The organism is Streptomyces sp. NBC_01198, from assembly GCF_036010485.1.
GTDB lineage: Bacteria > Actinomycetota > Actinomycetes > Streptomycetales > Streptomycetaceae > Actinacidiphila.
The window spans coordinates 7724708-7742069 of sequence record NZ_CP108568.1; the positions used below are offsets into that span (position 1 = coordinate 7724708).

A 17362-nucleotide genomic window follows, 5' to 3' on the forward strand; every position below is an offset into this window, starting at 1 on the left:
ATCGGTTGACCCCGGTATCCACCGGCCCGCCGCCGCACCGCACCCCGGTGGTCGATCCGCGCGCCGGCCCGCACGCGGGATTCTCGGTCCATGGCGGCGGGGCGCCGCCACGAGGACACCGGAAAGGGCCACGGCTATGGCGGTCATCGAGGTCGAGCACCTGCACAAGAGCTACGGCGACGAAGTGGCGGTGCACGACGTGTCGTTCACGGTCGGCGACGGCGAGATCTTCGGCATCCTCGGCCCGAACGGCGCGGGGAAGACCACCACGGTGGAGTGCCTGGCCGGGCTGCGGCCGGCCGACGGCGGCCGGGTGCGGGTCCTCGGCCTCGATCCGCGCGCCGACCGCGCCGCGCTGCGCCGCCGGATGGGCGTCCAACTGCAGGAGAGCGGGCTGCCGGACAAGCTGCGGGTGCGCGAGGCGCTCGACCTCTTCGCGTCCTTCCACCCCGCCCCCGCCGACGTCCCCGCACTGCTCGACAGGCTCGGCCTGGCCGACAGGGCCCGCGCCCGGCACAAGAGCCTGTCCGGCGGCCAGAAGCAGCGCCTGGCCATCGCGCTGGCCATGGTCGGCCGCCCCCGGGTGGTGGTCCTCGACGAGCTCACCACCGGCCTCGACCCGCACGCCCGGCGCGCCACCTGGGAGCTGGTGGAGCAGATCCGCGACGAGGGCGTCACCGTCGTGCTGGTCACCCACTTCATGGAGGAGGCCGAGCGGCTGTGCGACCGGGTCGCGCTGATCGACTCCGGACGGCTCGTCGCCGTCGACACCCCAGCGGCCCTGGTCGGGCGGGCCGGGCAGGAGCAGCGGATGCGCTTTCGCCCCTCAGGCCCGCTGGACGAGGGCGGGCTGCGGGCGCTGCCCGAGGTCAGCACGCTGACCTGGCACGGCCCGCAGATCGAGCTCACCGGCACCGGCAACCTGGTCGGCGCCGTCACCTCGCTGCTGGCCAGGCGTCAGGTCATCGCCGCCGACCTGCGGGTCGACCAGGCCACCCTGGACGACGCCTTCATCGCCCTGACCGGCCGGCCGCACCCGCCGGCCGAAGGTCCCGCCCACGCCCGCTGACCGGCCGCCCACCCACCACCCGACTCCGTAGAGGAGATGCCATGACCACCTTCGTCACACCCCCCGCCCGGATGACCGCCCACGGCTTCCGCACCCTGACCGCCACCCAGGCCAGGCTGCTGCTGCGCGCACCGGCCGCCCTGATCTGGCTCGCCTTCCCGCCGGTGCTGCTGATCGCCTTCGGCAGCATCCCGGGTTTCCGGAACACCGCCGACGGGCTCGGCGGCAGAAGCGTCCTCGACGTCTACGTGCCCACCATCGCCGCCATGGTGCCGCTGTTCCTGGCCTGCACGGCGCTGCCCATGACCATGGCGGACCACCGGGAGAAGGGCTTCCTGCGGCGGCTGTCGGTCAGCCCGGTCCCCGCCGCCGGAATGCTCGCCGCGCTGCTGGCCGTCATCGCCGTCCTCACCGCGGCCGGGGTCGGCGCGGTCACCGCCGTCGGCAGCCTGGCCTACCACGTCAAGGCGCCGGCGAACCCCGGCGCGGTCGTCGCCTCCTTCCTGCTCGGCAGCACCGCCGTGCTGGCCCTCGGCCTGGTCGTCTCGGCGCTCGCCCGCACCTCGGCCGCCGCCAGCGGCATGGGCGTGCCGCTGATGGTGCTGAACTTCTTCTTCAGCGGCCTGTACGTGCCGCTTGCCGAACTGCCGCACGTCCTGCAACAGGTCAGCCTGTACGTCCCCTTCGGCGCCGTGATGGCTGCCTGGGACGGCCGGGGCGCCCTGTGGCAGCACCTGGCGGTGCTCGCCGCGTACACCGTCCTCGGCGGTCTGCTGGCCGCCCGGCTGTTCCGTTGGGAATGATGGGCGGGTGAAAGTGGGAGACGGCGACGCGCCCGATGACCGGTTCCAGCAACTCCAGCACTACCTGCCCTACATCGGGCTGGCGGTCTCCCTGGTGCTGGCGCTCACGCTCGGACCCCGCACGGCGGCCTTCGGGGCGACGGCGTGCGGGCTGTCCGCGGCGGCCGCGCTGTGGCTGCGCTTCGTGGACCTGCCCTACCCCGCCCCGGTGCGGCAGCGCGGCCGGGCGATCGTGTTCGTCGCCGGCCTGCTGGTCCTGATCGCCGCGCTGATCGTCCTCAGCCCGTTCTTCGGCTTCTTCGGTTTCACCGGCTACCTCCAGGTGGCGCTGCTGCCGCGGGTGCTGTGGGCGCCGGCCATCACGGTCAACGCCGCGCTGATGGCCACCACCCAGGTCGGCGGCGTCGGCAATCTGCACGGCGGCACCATCGGGGTCTACGCGGGCCTGATGGTGGTGAACGTGGTCTTCGCCGGGGTCATCACCTTCCAGGGCATCGAGGAGGACCAGCGCAGCAGGCGGCGCGCCGAGATGATCGACGAGCTCGCCGAGGCCAACCGGCGGCTGCGCGAGACGATGCAGGAGAACGCCGGACTGCACGCCCAGCTGGTCACCCAGGCCCGCGAGGCCGGGATCCTCGACGAGCGGCAGCGGATGGCCGGCGAGATCCACGACACCATCGCCCAGGGCCTGACCGGCATCGTCACCCAACTGGAGGCCGCCGAGCGCTTCGACGCCGACCCCGCCCGCCGCGCCAGGCACCGCGAACTGGCCAGGGCGCTGGCCAGGGACAGCCTGGCCGAGGCCCGCCGCTCGGTGCAGGCGCTGCGTCCGGGGCCGCTGGACGAGGCGCCGCACCTGCCGGGCGCCCTGGACGACCTGGCACGGCGCTGGTCGCAGACCTCGGGCGTAAAGGTCAGGGTCGAGGTCACCGGCAACCCCGTGCCGCTGCCGCCGCCGGTGGAGGTGGTGCTCTTCCGCACCGCGCAGGAGGGCCTGGCCAACATCGCCAAGCACGCGGCCGCCTCCCGCGCCGGGCTGACGCTCTCCTACACCCACGAGGTGGTGATGCTCGACGTGCTGGACGACGGCGCCGGCTTCGAGGCCGCCCCCGGCCGGGACAGCTACGGCCTCACCGCCATGCGGCAGCGGCTGCGCCAGGTCGGCGGGAGGCTGGAGATCGAGAGCGGCCCGGGCGAGGGCACCGCACTGAGCGCCAGCGTCCCCGCGGTCACAGCGGCGACCGCCGCCTGCGGACCGGCGCCGGCCCCGCGGGGACCCGCGGGAGCGGCCGTGGACCCGGCCGCCGCGGGCGGCGCGGGAACGGCGGCCCCGACCGGCTTCCCGGCCCGAGCCGCAGGGGACAATGGCGCGTGACCATTCGCCTGCTCATCGTCGATGACCACCCCGTCGTCCGCGACGGCCTGCGCGGCGTCTTCGACGGCGACCCGGGCTTCACCGTCGCCGGGGAGGCCGCCGACGGCGCCGAGGGCGTCGACCGGGCCGTGGCGCTGGCGGTGGACGTCGTGCTGATGGACCTGCGGATGCCGCGGATGGGCGGCGTCGAGGCGATCCGGCTGCTGGCCGGGCGGGCGCCCGCGATCCGCGTGCTGGTCCTGACCACCTACGACACCGACGCCGACGTGCTGCCCGCGATCGAGGCGGGTGCGACCGGCTATCTGCTCAAGGACGCGCCCCGCGAGGAACTGGTCCGCGCGGTGCACGCCGCCCACCGCGGCGAGGCCGTCCTGGCCCCGACCGTGGCCAGCAGGATCCTCGGGCACGTCCGCACCCCGGCCCCCGCCGCGCCCGAGACGACCCCCACCGACCGCGAGCTGGAGGTCCTCCGCCTGGTCGCCGCGGGCACCACCAACAAGGAGGCGGCCCGCCGGCTGTTCATCAGCGAGGCGACCGTCAAGACCCACCTGCTGCACCTGTACGCCAAGCTCGGCGTACGCGACCGCGCCGCCGCGGTGGCCGCCGCGTACAAGGCGGGCCTGCTGGGCTGACGGCCGCCCCGCCGGGCCCGCGGATCCCCTGACAGGCGCCCGCGCCGTACCCGGGGGATGATGAGGGGGACCGGCAGCAGCCCAGGCCGGGAGGCAGTCATGGACTATCCCGAAACATACGAGCTGGTGTTCCACGCGGCCGCCGTCGAGGACGACGCGGTACTGGTGCACCGCACCGACCAGGCAGGCGCCGGCGGCTACCCCATCTACCAGGACGAGACCGGCATCGTCCGCGCCGAGATCAGCGCGGACGGCGAGGTCCGCATGGTCGCCAGCGGCGGCCACCAGTCACCGGACACCCCGCTGTCCGTGCGCTGCGTCCCGCGCTGAGACCCGGACGCGGCGGACCCCGGCATCACCGGGTGCCGGGGTCCGCCCCGTCGATCAGCACCGCGCGGTCGCGTGCGGCGATCACCGCCGCCGACAAACTCTGGATGTCGTACGCCCCGTGGTGCCGCCGCCCGTTGATGAAGAAGGTCGGCGTGCCGGACACCCCGCTCAGATCCGCCGACTCCACGTCGCGCTCCACCCTGGGCGCGCCCTTGCGGCCACGCAGCGCCTCGTGGAAGGCGCCCACGTCGAGCGAGAGGTCCTTCGCGTACGCCAGCAGATCCTTGACCTGCAGTTTGTCCTGGTGCTCGAAGAGCCGGTCGTGCATCTCCCAGAAGGCCCCCTGGAGTCCGGCGACCTCGGAGGCCTCCGCGGCGAGCTGGGCGTGCGGGTGCACGTCGGTCAGCGGCAGGTGCCGCCACACGTAGCGGACGTCGCCGAAGTCGGAGAGCAGCTCGCGCACCACGTCTTCCGCCTGGCCGCAGTAGGGGCACTCGAAGTCGCCGTACTCCACCACCGTCACCGGCGCGTTCATCGGCCCCCGCAAGTGGTCGTGCTCGGGGTCCACCGGCTCGGCGAGGTCGACGACCGCCTCGGCGGTGCCCAGCAGCGCCCGCGCCCTGAGCTCCTTCGGCAGCCGGGAGGTGATCAGCGCCACCAGGGAGGTGGAGACCATCGCCCAGACCACCGCGGTGAGCACACCGATCTTCGCCATGTCCAGCTCGCGCCCGTGGAAGGCCAGCGTCGCGATCAGCAGCGAGACCGTGAAGCCGATCCCGGCGATGGTGCCGCCGCCGGTCACCGCCCCCCAGCCCACCGGCGGCCGCATCCGGCCGCCGCTGAGCCGGGTGGCGAGCACCGAGGCCGTGACGATCCCGATCGGCTTGCCGAGCGCGTAGGCGAGCAGGATGCCCAGCGTGATCCGCGAGGTGAAGGCGCTGGCGAGCAGCGACCCGTTGATCTGGATGCCGGCGTTGGCCAGCGCGAACAGCGGCACGATCACGTAGCTGCTCCACGGGTGGAACAGCCGCTGCAGGCGGTCGTTGGGCGACAGCGCCGAGGCGATGCCCTGCCTCGCCTCCCGCTCCAGTTCCGGGGTCGGCTGCTCGCGGAAGGACCGGAAGAGCCCGCTGGCCCGCTCCAGCGCGTCCCGCGACGCCGGGTAGGCGTACGACAGCAGGCCCATGATCAGGCCCACCACCACCGGATCCACCCCGGACTTCAGGAACGCCACCCAGGCGACGATCCCCACCAGGGCGTAGAGCGGCCCGCGCCGCGTCCCGGTCCAGCGCAGCACCCCCACCAGCAGCAGCACCCCGACGCCGATCAGCAGCGGCGTCCACCTCAGGTCCTCGCTGTAGGCGACCGCGATCACCACGAGCGCCACGAAGTCGTCGACCACCGCCACGGTGAGGATGAAGGTGTGCAGCCGCCGCGGGAAGCGCGACCCGAGCAGCGCCAGCATGCCCAGCGCGAAGGCGGTGTCGGTCGACATCGCGGCGCCCCAGCCGTGCCCGGAGGAGCGGCCCGAGTTCAGCGCCAGGTAGATCGCCACCGGGACCACCATCCCGCTGATCCCGGCCAGCAGCGGCAGCGGGATCCGCCGCCGGTCACGCAGCTCGCCCAGGTCGAACTCACGGCGTGCCTCAAGCCCCACGACCAGGAAGAACAGCGTCATCAGTCCGCTGTTCACCCACTCCCGCAGGTCCATGTTGATCCCGTGCGACCCGAGCCGCACCGACAGATGGGTGGTGTCCCAGACCATGACGTAGCTGCCCGGCCCGATGTTCACCCACGCCAGCGCGGCCAGCGTCGCGGCCAGCAGCACGGCCGCACTGCCGGTCTCGGTCCGGATGTACGCCCACGGCGACGAGACCCCGGAACTGTCCCGCTCGGTCTGACCCGTCAAGGGCGTACTGAAGCCCCGGAACATCCAACCTCCCGTACTCGGTGTATGAGCGCCACCCTGGCACGAGCCGACCCCGTGCGGCGCGTCGAACCGGTTCGTGGACACGTTCACTTCCGCCCGGTGCGCGCCGCTGTCGCCCGGACGGCCACCTCCCGGCCGCCGCCGGAGCACCGGACGGGCCCCCGGCTGAACAGCGGGGGAACGCCGTACGTACCAGGTGTGACGCCGGGCATCCGCCGGACGCCCGCTGGTGGGAGGATGGTCACGGCCGGACATTGGACGACGACAGGGGGGCGGCCGGTGGTGGCGCGGGACGATGCCGTGATCGGCCGCACCGGGGAGCTGCTGATCGGTACCCGAGGCACGCTGGGGCCCGGCGAGGTCCTGGTGCGGGTCAGGGGCGGCACCGAGGCCTTCCTCGCCTGGTCCGACGATCCGCTGCCGAAGGGCACCACGGTGCTCGTGGTGGATTCCCGCGGCACACGCCAGGTCGACGTGATCGAGTGGGCCGACCCGCTGGACGCCCCGGCCGGCTGAGCCGCGCAGACGAAGGAGAAGTCAAGGATGTTCGGTTATCGCGTACCCGCACCCGACGAGGCGATGCTGATCTCAGGCGGTCGCCGTGGACTGGGCGGTGCGCCGTTCCGTGTGGTCACCGGGCACGGCAAGTTCGTCCTGCCCATCTTCCGCAAGACCCGGTTCCTGACCCTGGCGATGTGCGAGTCCGAGGTCGCTGAGACCTGTGTGACCCGGCAGGGCATAGCGCTGACCGTGAAGGCCGTCATCGCCTTCAAGGTCGGCAACGACCACGAGAGCATCGTCAACGCCGGCCAGCGCTTCCTGTCCGACCAGGACCAGATGTCGATCCTCACCGGGCGGATCTTCGCCGGCCACCTGCGCTCGATCATCGGCTCGATGACCGTCGAGGAGATCGTCACCGAGCGGCAGAAGCTCGCCACCGAGGTGCTGGAGACCTCCAAGACCGAGATGGCCAAGATCGGCCTGAGCGTGGACTCGCTGCAGATCCAGTCCATCGACGACGGCGAGACCGGCTACATCGACGCGATGTCCGCCCCGCACAAGGCGGCCATCCAGCGGCAGGCGCAGATCGCCCAGGCTCAGGCCACCCAGGCCTCGGTGGAGGCCCAGCAGGTCGCCGCCCGCAACCAGGCCGAGTACGCCCGGCAGACCGCCGTCGTGCAGGCCGAGTATTCCGCCCAGGTGGACCGCGCTCAGGCGCAGGCCGCCCAGGCGGGCCCGCTCGCACAGGCGCACGCCCAGCAGGAGGTGCTGGCCGCGCAGACCGAGCTGGCGCTGCGGGCCGCCGAGCTCCGTCAGCAGCAGCTGGTCGCCGAGATCGTCAAGCCCGCGGAGGCGGAGGCCGAGCGGATCCGGGTGCTCGCCGTCGCCGACGCGGAGCGGATGCGGATCCAGGCCGCCGCGGCGGCCTCCCACGACCGGGTCGCCCTGGACCGGATGATCATCGACCAGCTCCCGCAGATCGTGAAGGAGGCGGCCGCCGGGCTGTCCGGCGCCAACGTCAACGTCCTCAACGGCGCGGACGGCCTCAGCGAGATCGCCGCCGGCCTGGTCAGCCAGGGGCTGACCATCCTGGACTCGGTCCGCAAGAACCTGGGCCCCGACGGCAGCCCCACCGGCTCGCCGTCCGGCGCCGTCGAACTCCACCGCCCCGGCCGCGGCCGCGGCAAGACCGACGGCCAGGTGGACATCGACTGATCGCGCGGCCGGATCGGGACCCGCCCGGGAGCGCCGAGGAGCAGTTCGCGGGAAACTGGGAGAGATGTCCAGGAATGCCCCGTTTCGCACCGGGTAGTCGGCCGATATGGCCGGTCCGAGCCATCGCCACGGCGAGTGAGGGCCCGTGACGGCCCTCGGCCTCTCGGGGCAAGGAGGTACGCGATGGTCCTTTCCCTTCACGAGCGAAGAGTGATCGCGGACATGGAACGGTCCCTGTCCCAGGAGGATCCGCGGCTGTCGCAGCGGCTCGCGGACTTCGGCCGGACATACCCAGAACCGACCCGGCCGCCTCCGCCCGTCGAGCAGGCGCCCGCGGAACGGGGCGACGGCAGACGCGCCGGGCGGTTCACCGTCTGGTCGATAGCCGTGGCGATCACGCTGCTGTGCGGGGCGCTCGCCCTGTCGGCGGCCGGGTTGCTGGCCGCCGCCACGGTCGCGGCGCTCTGCGGAGTGGCGTGCTGGTCGGTGTACCGCCGCCAGCGGCGCAGACGGCCCGGCGGGCCGCCGGGGGGCCGGCTGAGGCGTTAGCCGCGCCGGCTCAGGCCGGGGCGTAGCGCTGCAGGGTGATGCCGCTGCGGAAGGTCCGTGCCGCGAGCAGGCGCAGCCGGGGGATCTCATGTCCCTCCGGGAACAGGCGCCGCCCGCGGCCCTGCACTGCCGGGTGGACGAACATGCGGTACTCGTCCACGAGGCCCGCGGCGATCACCGCGTGGGCCAGGGTGATGCTGCCGGTGAGGACGATCTCCTTGCCGCCGTCGCGCGCCTTGAGGGCGGTCACCTCCTCGACCGGATCGCCGGAGAGCACCGTCGAGTTCCCCCACCGCGGGTCGGTGAGGGTGCCCGAGACGACGTATTTGCTCACCTGGTCGAGGTAGGCCGTGATACCTGAGGTGTCGTCGGTCTGCAGCGGCCAGTAGCCGCGGAAGTCCTCGAAGGTCCGCCGGCCGAGGAGCAGCGCGTCCGAGGCGCTGTCCTGCCGCCTGATCTCCTCCAGGACGTCGCCCATGTCGGCGCCCTGCTGATTCTGCGGGCTGAACCAGTCCGTGAGCATCTCCACCGAGCCGTCGACGGTGACGTTCTGTGTGATCGCGAGCTTGCGCATGCCGCTCCTCCTGCGATGGCGGGTCCGGCTGTCATGACTGCCCCGGAGCCGGGGAATCATCGGCGGTCCGCACCGGCACCGCCACGGTCGGCGGTACAGGACTGGGAACCCGCGCCGATGACCCGGACAGTGAGGGTAGGGCCCGGCCTTCCGCGGGAGGACCGCGGCTGTCCCCGTCAGCTGTGAAAGGACCCGTCATGCGCGTCTTCCTCACCGGCGGTTCCGGCTACGTCGGCGCGTCCGTCGTACCTGCTCTGCTCCGCGGCGGCCACGACGTCACGGCGCTCGCCCGCAGCGAGTCCTCCGCCGCGGCGCTCGCGGCGCTCGGCGCCACCCCGGTGCGCGGCGATCTGACCGACGCGGAGGTGCTCAGCGGCGCGGCGGCGCAGGCCGACGGCGCGATCCACCTCGGCGCGATCAGCAGCGGCGACGCCGCGGCCGTCGACCTGGCCGCGGCCCGTGCGATGCAGACCGGTCTCGACGGCCGCGGCGCCTACGTCCACACCGGCGGGGTGTGGGTGTACGGCGACACCGACGGCGTGGTGGACGAGGACGCGCCGAAGGCCCCGCCGCCGATCACCGCGTGGCGCGTGGCCAACGAGGAGGCGGTGCTGGCCGACGCGGACCGCGGCGGCCGCCCGGTACTCGTCATGCCGGGCCTCGTCTACGGCAACGGCGGCCACCTGATCAAGGCGTTCTTCACCGACCCCGGCCGGGCCGCGGGCGCGGTCCCGCAGATCGGCGACGGCAGCGGCCACTGGTCGCTCATCCACGTGGAGGATCTCGCCGAGCTGTACGTCAAGGCGCTGGACGCCGCCCCGGGCTCGGTCTACGCGGCCGTCAGCGACCAGAACGTCCGGATCGCCGACATCTCGCAGGCGCTCTCGGTGGCGATCGGCCGCCCGGGCAGCATCGAGACGATCACCCTGGAGCAGGCCATCGAGCGGATGGGGCCGATCGCCGAGGCCTTCGCGCTCGACCAGCAGCTCACCGGCGCCCGCGCCCGCCGCGAACTGAAGTGGGCCCCGCGGTATCTGGACGCCCTCGCCGAGCTGGAGACCGCGGGCGGCTGACGCCGGCCGGTCGGGCCGGTCGGGTCACGCGCCGGCGGGGGCCGCTGCGACGGGCGCCCGGGTCGCGGCCCGCAGGCGAGGGCAGGTGGAGCAGGTCTCCTCGGGCCGGATCGTGTAGTGCATGCAGCAGCCGATCCGGGTACGGGTCAGCCGCTCGGGCCCGGGGTGGCCGTCGGGGAGCGGGCGGAAGCGGGCGCCGCCGGGGAAGGGCGGGGTCGGCGCGGGGAGCAGCCGGGTCGCCAGGTCCGCCGCGTGGTCCTCCTCGCCCAGGGCCCGGCCCAGGTGCCACAGCCCGGAGATCAGGTCGTCGCCCACCATGCCCCACAGGGCGCGGGTGCCGCGCCGCAGATCGGGCCGCAGGACGCCGAGCAGCGGACGGACGTGGTCGGCGACCGCCCGGCGCAGCTCCGCGCCCAGCGCCTCTTCGCAGTCCAGCACCCGCGCCTGCCCGCTGCCGGCCGCCGGGTCACCTGGCAGGCAGGCGAAGGGGCCGGGCACCACCCGCACTGAGCCGCCGGGCCCCAGCAGGACGTCGGCAGGGCGCAGCAGCGGCACTCGCCGCTCCAGGTACCAGGGTCCGCTGATCAGCAGGCAGACCGACCAGAGGTAGCCGTGCAGGGCGCGGGAGGCGACCACGTCGTCGCGCGCCTCCGCCGCGTAGCAGACCCGGATCTCGGCGGCCTCGGCCGCCAGCCAGGACTGCCGGGCGGCGGCGTCGTCCACCAGCCGGGCGCCGTCGACCCAGCCCGGCGCGGTCCGGCCCGGTCCGGGTGGGCTGCCCGGCGCGGCGGCGTCGAGGCCCAGCTCGGGACAGAGCGCGGCCAGCCGCCGGTAGGCCAGGACCAGGCTCACGGACGCTCCCCTCGGCTTGCTGAGTTTGAAGTAAGGCTGACCTAACCATGATCTTCGTCCGGTGGGCAACTCGACTCGCCCAGGGATGAATTGACAGCCTTAGGTATGCCTAACCTAGGCTCAGCGCGCTGTGGACCTGCCGCCCGCCTGAACCGGGCGGCCCGGCCCGTCCCCTCCGCGCGGAAGCTGACCCCTGTGCAGATGTACCTGCTGGCCCTGAACCCGACGGACTCCGTCACCGAGGGGTTCCTGCCGGCCGCGCGTCGCCTCGGCCTGACCGTCACCGTCCTCACCGACCAGCCGGATGCGCACCGCGCGGTGGCCGGGGACGCCTACGACGGCGTGGAGGTGCTGGAGTGCCCGGTGCGCGACTTCCGGGCGGTCGTGGCCCGGATCTCCGCCCACCGGCGGCCCGGCATCGTGTTCAGCAACAGCGACCACCTCCAGGTCCAGACGGCGCTGGCCGCCGCGTACTTCGGCCTGCCGGCCAAGGACTGGCGGGTCGCGCTGCGGACGAAGGACAAGGCCGAGATGCGCCGCCGGCTGGCCGCGGCCGGCCTGCCCGCGGGCACCGCGGTCCACGCCGTCGAGCTGCCCGCGGGGCAGGATCCGGCGACGGCGCGGGACCAGCAGGACATCCGCTATCCGAGCGTGCTCAAGCCGCGGGAGGGGGTCGCCAGCGAGGACGTCGTCCTGGTGCGCGACCGGGCCGAACTGGCCGCCCGCTGGGCGGAGATCAGCGCCCGTCGCCCCGGCGACGCCCTGGTCGTCGAGGAGTTCCTGCCAGGCGACCTGTGCACGCTGGAGACCGTCGGCGACGGCACCACCCGCCGGGTGCTCGGCGGATTCCGCACCCGGCTGTCACCGCCGCCGTACTTCATCGAGGAGCGGCTGACGTGGGACCCGGACCTGCCCGCGCCCGTCGTGGCCCAGGTGCTGGCACAACTCGACGCCCTCGGCGTGGGGTTCGGCGCCTGCCACACCGAATTCGTGCTGGACCGCGGCCGGGCCAGGCTCGTCGAGGTCAACTACCGGGCCATCGGGGACCAGTGCGACCTGCTGCTGGCCGATCTGCTCCAGGTCCCGCTGTTCGAGCTCGTCCTGCGCGTCCACCTGGGTGAACCACTGCCGCCCGGCCCGTGGCCGGCGTCCCGGCGCGCCGCCTGCCTCGCCTACCCCTACGCCCGCGAGGCCGGCACGCTCACCGCCGCACCGGCCGCCGAGGACCTGGAGCTCGACGGGGTACGGCTGGCCTACCGGCCGCTGCGCGCCGTCGGCAGCCACCGGCCGCTGCACCACACCAACCGCGACCTGCTCGGCGTCGTGCGGGCCAGCGGCCCCGACCAGCAGGCCGTGGACCGCACGGTGGACGCCTTCGTGGCTGCCAGGACCTGGGAGATCACCGCGTGAGCCGGCCCCGTGCGAAGCACCGGCAGGACGCCACCGAGGCCGCGCTGCTGCTGCGGGTGCTGAGCACGTTACTGCGCGAGGACGTGTGCGGCCTCCGCACCCGCGGCGTCGCGGAGGACCGCGCGGACGGCCGCTGGCTGCGGCTCCGCGGGCCGGGGGAGGACGACCTGCTGCTGCCGGTCGAGGACGACGGCTTCCAGTGCGAGTACGCGGCCCGGCTGCCGCTGCTGCGCGCCGAGACGCCCGGCCCGCGACCCGCGTCCGGCGGGCGTGAGGTGACGGCCGGCGAGGACGTGATCGCCGCCCTGGCCCGGCACGCCGCGGCCGAGGACGCGGCCGGATTCGCGGCGTTCGCGGCCGAGTACCGCGACGCGCTGACCTCGCTGCGGCTCCAGCAGAGCACCCGCGCGCAGACCATGGCCCGGCTGACCGCCCGCCACGGCCCCGATCCGGCGACGTGGCGCGGGCAGGCCGCATCCCTCGCCTTCGACACCCTCGCCGCACGCCTCGGCCACCCGCTCTACCCGACCTCCGCGGCCTTCCCGGGTCTGACCGCCGACCAGATCCTCCACCACGCGCCCGAGTTCGCACCGTCCTTCGCGCTGCGCTGGCTCGCCCTGCCCCGTACCTCGCTCACGCTGAGCCCCCCGGCGGCGCAAGGACCGCTGACCGCCTTCTGGCCCGCGCCCTCCGACCTGGGCCTCGCCGGGCTCGACCGCAGCCATGTCGCGCTGCCCGTGCACCCGCTGACCGCCGGCGGGCCGCTGGAGCAGGCCCTGCGCGCCACGGGCCTGGCTGGTCATGCGGTGCTCGCCGAGCCGCCGTACCTGACCGCCGAACCCACCCTGTCGACCCGTACGGTGGCGCTGCCCGAGCACCCCGGGCTCCACCTCAAGCTGCCGCTGCCCACCGCCACGCTCGGCCTGCTCAACCGCCGCACCATCAAGCCCGGCACGCTGGCCGACGGGGCCGCCGCCCAGCGGCTGCTGGCCGAAATGACCGCGCGCGAACCGCGGTTCGCGGGGCGCGTCCTGCACAGCGACGAGACCCGCTGGGCGCACGCCGGCCACGAGCTGATCGCCGTGCTGGTCCGCCGGCAGCCCGCCGGACTCGACGACTGCACCGCCTTGCCGCTGGCGGCGCTGCCCGCCGCCGCACCCGACGGCCGGCTCGTCGCCGACCACCTCGCCGACCGCTACACCGGCGGCGATCCGGTGGCGTTGCTGGACGCCGTCCTCACCGTGCTGCTGGACTGGCAGACGACGCTGTTCGGCTACGGCATCGCGCTGGAGTCCCACCAGCAGAACGTCTCGCTGCTGCTGGACGACAGCACCGGGTCCACCCGGGTCCGCCTGCTGTTCAAGGACGACGACGGGCTGCGGATCAACCGCCGCCGGCTGGCCGCCGCCCTGGCGGAGGACCCCCGGGGGGCCACCGCGGTGGCGGGCTTCGACGACCCCCGGATCGTCACCGACGACGACGCGCCGCTGCTCGACGTCTTCACCACCATCACCGTCCACCTGTGCGCGGGAGCCCTGGCGGTCGCGCTGTCCGGACCCGGCCGCGCCCCGCTGCCCCGGCTGCTGCGGCTGGTCCGTGACCGCCTCGCCGAGGCGGTGGACCGGCTCGGCGACCGCCCCGGCGGGCCCGGACGCGCGCTGCGTACCGCCGTGCTCGACGCGGACCGGCTGCCGGTCAAGGCGATGGTGACCGCAGGCACGCTGCTCACCAAGCGCCGCTCGGGTGCCTCCGACATCAACAAGCACTACACGACCGGCCCCAACTACCTTCGGCGCGCGCACTGATGACCTGGTCCTCCGTCCCACCCTCCGCCACCCCCCGCGAACTGCCCTCGGCCGACGACGCGGTGGCCCACACCCTCCTCAACTGCCTGCTGCGGGAGGTCTCCGGGCCGGAGCAGTCGGCAGCGCTGGCCCACCACCACCTGGTGCTGCGGCTGCCCCACGACGGGACCCTGCTGCGGGTGGCGGTCCGGCGCACCTCGCTGCTCGGCGCCCACCGCTTCACCGGCCCGGCCGGTCAGTACGCCGGCGGCCGGTGGTCGCCGATCGGCTGGCGGCGGCTCGCGGAGCACATCCGGGCCGAACTCGCCGCCCGCACGGGCCTGGCCAACGACGAGTTCGTCTCCCAGGTCGCCGCCAGCCACCGGGGCGTCACCGCCGGGCTCGCCCAGCCGCGGCCGGATCGCGGCAGCGACCCGCACGCCTTCTACCTGGCCTCCGAGCGGTCCCTGGTCCTCGGGCACCGCTTCCACCCCGCCCCCAAGGCCCGCGACGCCGGCCCCGCCGCCTGGCAGGACCACGCGCCGGAGGCGGCCGCCGCCTTCCCCGTGCGGCTGCTCGCCGTCCGGGACGAACTGGTCGTCGAGGAGTACGCCGCGCCCGGGGCGACCGCGCCGCTGGACCGCCTCGGCCGGGCGCCCGACGGATACCGCCTGCTGCCCGTGCACCCCTGGCAGTACGACCTGCTGCGGGAGCGCCCCGCGCTGGTGGCCGCCCTGCGCCGCGGGGACGTTCGGGACCTCGGCGCCGGCGGCACCCGCTTCGCGGCCACCGCCTCGGTGCGCACGCTCTATGACGGCGAGACGTTCCTGAAGTTCAGCCTGAACGTGCGGATCACCAACTGCCTGCGCAAGAACGCCCGCTACGAACTGTCCGGCGCCGTCGCCCTGACCCGGCTGCTCGGCCCGGTGGCCGCCGACCTCGCCGCGCGCTTCCCCGGCAGCGCGGTCCTGCGCGAGCCCGCCTACCGCAGCCTGGCGCTGCCGGACGCCGGCGGCGCGCCGGACGTCGACCTGCTCGAAGGCTTCGGGGTGATCGTCAGGGAGGGCCTGGCCGGCCGGACCGGGCCCGACACCACCGCGCTGCTGGCCGCGGCCGTCGCCGACGAATACCCCACAGGGCCCGCGCACATCTCCCGCCTGCTGCCCGCCGGCGCCGGGCCGGTGGCGGTGCTTGGCTGGTGGCAGGCCTATCTCGACCTGCTCGTGCCTCCGGTGCTGGCCGCCTACCTCGACCACGGGGTCGTGCTCGAACCCCATCTGCAGAACGTCCTGGTCTGCGTCGGCGACGACGGCCTCCCGCGCCAGGTCCTCTTCCGCGACCTGGAGGGCACCAAGCTGCTCCCCGGACACCACCGGGCCGCGCTGGCCGCCCTGCCCGAGCACGTGGCCGGGCCGCTCACCTACGACGCCGAGCAGGGCTGGACCCGGCTCGTCTACTGCCTGCTGGTCAACAACATCGGCGAGATGCTCGCGGCGCTCGCCGACCTGTGCCCGGGCGCCGAGCCGACGCTGTGGTCCGCCGTGCGCCGCACCCTGACCGCGTACGGTGCCCGGCACGGCCGCCATCCCCGGCTCGACGCGCTGCTCGCGGGCGAGCCGCTGCCCGCCAAGGCCAACCTCCTCACCCGCTGGGAGCGGGCCGCGGACCGGCAGGCGTCCTACGTGCGGCTGCCGTCACCGCTGGCGCCCGGCCGCACCCGCGGCGGAACCGTGCACCAGGTGGTACCGCCGCCGGGCGCCCCCGCCACCTGCCCAGGGGCCCACGACCTGCCGAGCGGCGCCGCACGGTGACCGGCCCCGACCCGCGCGTACGGGACCTCGCCCTGGCCCTGCCGTCCGCCGAGCTGCCCGCCTACATCTACGACCTCACCGCGCTGGCCGCCCACGCGGCAGCCGTCCGCGCCGCCCTGCCGCCACAGGTGGACCTGTACTACGCCGCCAAGGCCAACCCGGAGCCGCGCATCCTGGCCGCCCTCGCCCCGCACACCGACGGCTTCGAGGTCTCCTCGGGCGGTGAGCTCGCACACGTGGTCGCCGCCGTGCCCGAGCATCCGCTGGCCTTCGGCGGCCCCGGCAAGACCCCGGCCGAGATCGCCGCCGCGCTTGAGCGCGGAGTGGGTCGCTTCCATGTCGAGAGCGTCCACGAACTGCGCACCCTCGCCCACCTCGCGGCGCACCGCGGGGGCGGCCAGGACCGCCCGGCCCGGGTGCTGCTGCGCTTCAACCTGACCGTCCCGCGCGGCCTGCTGGCCGCCGGCGCGCTGGCGATGGGGGGCCGTCCCTCACCCTTCGGGCTCGACCCGCGCGAGGCCGACACCGCGATGCGGATGCTCACCGACGGGTCCTGCCCGCAGCTGGAGTTCACCGGCGTGCACGCCCACCTCGCCAGCGGCCTGGGCGCACCGGAGCTGGCCGCCGTCGCCGAGGCGGTGACGGACTGGGCGGCGGCGCTCGCGCACCGGCACGGCGTCACCCTGCACGAGGTCAACGTCGGCGGCGGCATGCACGTCGACTACGCAGACCCGGCGGCCCGCTTCGACTGGGCCGGATACGGCGCCGTCCTGGCCCGCGTCGCCCGCGCCCGCCCCGGGCTGCGGCTGCGTGTCGAACCGGGACGCGCGCTGACCGCGTACTGCGGCTGGTACGCCACCGACGTGCTCGACGTGAAGCGCAGCCACGGCGAGGAATTCGCCGTCGTCCGCGGCGGCACCCACCATCTGCGCACCCCCGCGGCCCGCGGCCACGACCAGCCCTGCACGGTGCTGCCGGTGGCGGGCTGGCCACACCCCTGGCTCCGTCCGGCGGGCGGACCGGGGCCCGTGACGCTCGCCGGACAGCTCTGCACGCCGAAAGACGTCCTGGCCCGCGCGGTCCCGGCCGCCGGACTCCGCGCCGGGGACCGCGTGGTCTTCGCCATGGCCGGCGCCTACGCCTGGAACATCTCCCACCACGATTTCCTGATGCACCCGCACCCGTCCGTGCACATGGTCGGCGGCCCGGGCCGCCCTGAGCCACACGCCGCACCGGCCACCGGCGGGGCGTGACCCCCGTTCCACCAGCCCTTCCGTGGGCCCCGCGCCCCCCGAATGGCGCACCCGGAGCAGCGGCCGCACAGTGGAGGAGAGGGCCGAACTCCCTGTTCGTGCCGGACGCCCGCCCGCCGGGCGCCCTTGCGCGAGGCCCACGAGGGTACCGCCGCGCGGCCGCAACGGCCCGGCCGGTACGACGACACAGCCTTTCCAGCT

The 17362-nt window shown here is 74.5% G+C and carries 16 protein-coding genes; 13 read left to right on the top strand and 3 right to left on the bottom strand.

What is annotated here, in order from left to right; translation table 11 throughout:
* Positions 1–136: 136 nt before the first annotated feature.
* The 5 genes from OG702_RS34375 (at position 137) to OG702_RS34395 (ending at position 4209) form a co-directional block, all read left to right on the top strand.
* Positions 137–1069 (top strand): ABC transporter ATP-binding protein, encoded by a 933-nt coding sequence (locus tag OG702_RS34375; protein WP_327292876.1) that lies wholly within the window; start codon positions 137–139, stop codon positions 1067–1069.
* 41 nt (positions 1070–1110) lie between these two features.
* Positions 1111–1872: an ABC transporter permease gene (locus tag OG702_RS34380; protein WP_327292877.1), complete on the top strand. Its 762-nt coding sequence runs from the start codon at positions 1111–1113 to the stop codon at positions 1870–1872.
* Between the two features lie 7 nt (positions 1873–1879).
* Positions 1880–3247 (top strand): sensor histidine kinase, encoded by a 1368-nt coding sequence (locus tag OG702_RS34385; protein ID WP_327292878.1) that lies wholly within the window; start codon positions 1880–1882, stop codon positions 3245–3247.
* Positions 3244–3879 (top strand): response regulator transcription factor, encoded by a 636-nt coding sequence (locus OG702_RS34390; RefSeq protein ID WP_327292879.1) that lies wholly within the window; start codon positions 3244–3246, stop codon positions 3877–3879. The genes OG702_RS34385 and OG702_RS34390 overlap by 4 nt, the downstream gene beginning before the upstream one ends.
* 99 nt (positions 3880–3978) lie before the next feature.
* Positions 3979–4209 (top strand): DUF6296 family protein, encoded by a 231-nt coding sequence (locus OG702_RS34395; protein ID WP_327292880.1) that lies wholly within the window; start codon positions 3979–3981, stop codon positions 4207–4209.
* A 25-nt stretch (positions 4210–4234) separates the two neighbouring features.
* On the opposite strand, the gene nhaA is transcribed toward OG702_RS34395, so the two are convergent.
* Positions 4235–6142 carry a Na+/H+ antiporter NhaA gene (nhaA, locus tag OG702_RS34400; RefSeq protein ID WP_442814676.1) on the bottom strand — a complete coding sequence of 636 codons (1908 nt, stop codon included), beginning with the start codon at positions 6140–6142 and terminating at the stop codon, positions 4235–4237.
* Between the two features lie 279 nt (positions 6143–6421).
* Here nhaA and OG702_RS34405 point away from each other — a divergent pair, with 279 nt between their 5' ends.
* From OG702_RS34405 to OG702_RS34415, 3 genes are all read left to right on the top strand, one after another.
* Positions 6422–6655: a hypothetical protein gene (locus tag OG702_RS34405; RefSeq protein WP_327292882.1), complete on the top strand. Its 234-nt coding sequence runs from the start codon at positions 6422–6424 to the stop codon at positions 6653–6655.
* 27 nt (positions 6656–6682) lie between these two features.
* Positions 6683–7855, top strand: coding sequence for an SPFH domain-containing protein (locus OG702_RS34410; protein WP_327292883.1), 1173 nt, complete (start codon positions 6683–6685; stop codon positions 7853–7855).
* 183 nt (positions 7856–8038) lie between these two features.
* Positions 8039–8404 (top strand): DUF3040 domain-containing protein, encoded by a 366-nt coding sequence (locus OG702_RS34415; RefSeq protein ID WP_327292884.1) that lies wholly within the window; start codon positions 8039–8041, stop codon positions 8402–8404.
* Positions 8405–8414: 10 nt separating this feature from the next.
* On the opposite strand, the gene OG702_RS34420 is transcribed toward OG702_RS34415, so the two are convergent.
* The gene (locus tag OG702_RS34420) at positions 8415–8978 is read right to left on the bottom strand and encodes a dihydrofolate reductase family protein (RefSeq protein WP_327292885.1); all 564 of its coding nucleotides are present in this window, start codon (positions 8976–8978) and stop codon (positions 8415–8417) included.
* A 197-nt stretch (positions 8979–9175) separates the two neighbouring features.
* Between OG702_RS34420 and OG702_RS34425 the strand changes: the two genes are divergently transcribed.
* Positions 9176–10051, top strand: coding sequence for an NAD-dependent epimerase/dehydratase family protein (locus OG702_RS34425; protein ID WP_327292886.1), 876 nt, complete (start codon positions 9176–9178; stop codon positions 10049–10051).
* 24 nt (positions 10052–10075) lie between these two features.
* On the opposite strand, the gene OG702_RS34430 is transcribed toward OG702_RS34425, so the two are convergent.
* Entirely contained in the window at positions 10076–10903 is an 828-nt protein-coding gene (locus OG702_RS34430; RefSeq protein WP_327292887.1) for a (2Fe-2S)-binding protein, read from the bottom strand.
* Between the two features lie 195 nt (positions 10904–11098).
* Between OG702_RS34430 and OG702_RS34435 the strand changes: the two genes are divergently transcribed.
* From OG702_RS34435 to OG702_RS34450, 4 genes are read left to right on the top strand one after another with little or no spacing between them, the layout of a single operon-like run.
* Positions 11099–12313 (top strand): ATP-grasp domain-containing protein, encoded by a 1215-nt coding sequence (locus OG702_RS34435; protein ID WP_327292888.1) that lies wholly within the window; start codon positions 11099–11101, stop codon positions 12311–12313.
* Positions 12310–14118 (top strand): IucA/IucC family siderophore biosynthesis protein, encoded by a 1809-nt coding sequence (locus OG702_RS34440; RefSeq protein ID WP_327292889.1) that lies wholly within the window; start codon positions 12310–12312, stop codon positions 14116–14118. The genes OG702_RS34435 and OG702_RS34440 overlap by 4 nt, the downstream gene beginning before the upstream one ends.
* Positions 14118–15908: an IucA/IucC family protein gene (locus OG702_RS34445; protein ID WP_327292890.1), complete on the top strand. Its 1791-nt coding sequence runs from the start codon at positions 14118–14120 to the stop codon at positions 15906–15908. The genes OG702_RS34440 and OG702_RS34445 overlap by 1 nt, the downstream gene beginning before the upstream one ends.
* A complete protein-coding gene (locus tag OG702_RS34450) occupies positions 15905–17161 on the top strand; it encodes a type III PLP-dependent enzyme (protein WP_327292891.1) in 1257 nt (418 codons plus the stop codon). Before OG702_RS34445 ends, OG702_RS34450 begins: the two co-directional genes overlap by 4 nt.
* The last annotated feature ends 201 nt before the right edge of the window (positions 17162–17362 follow it).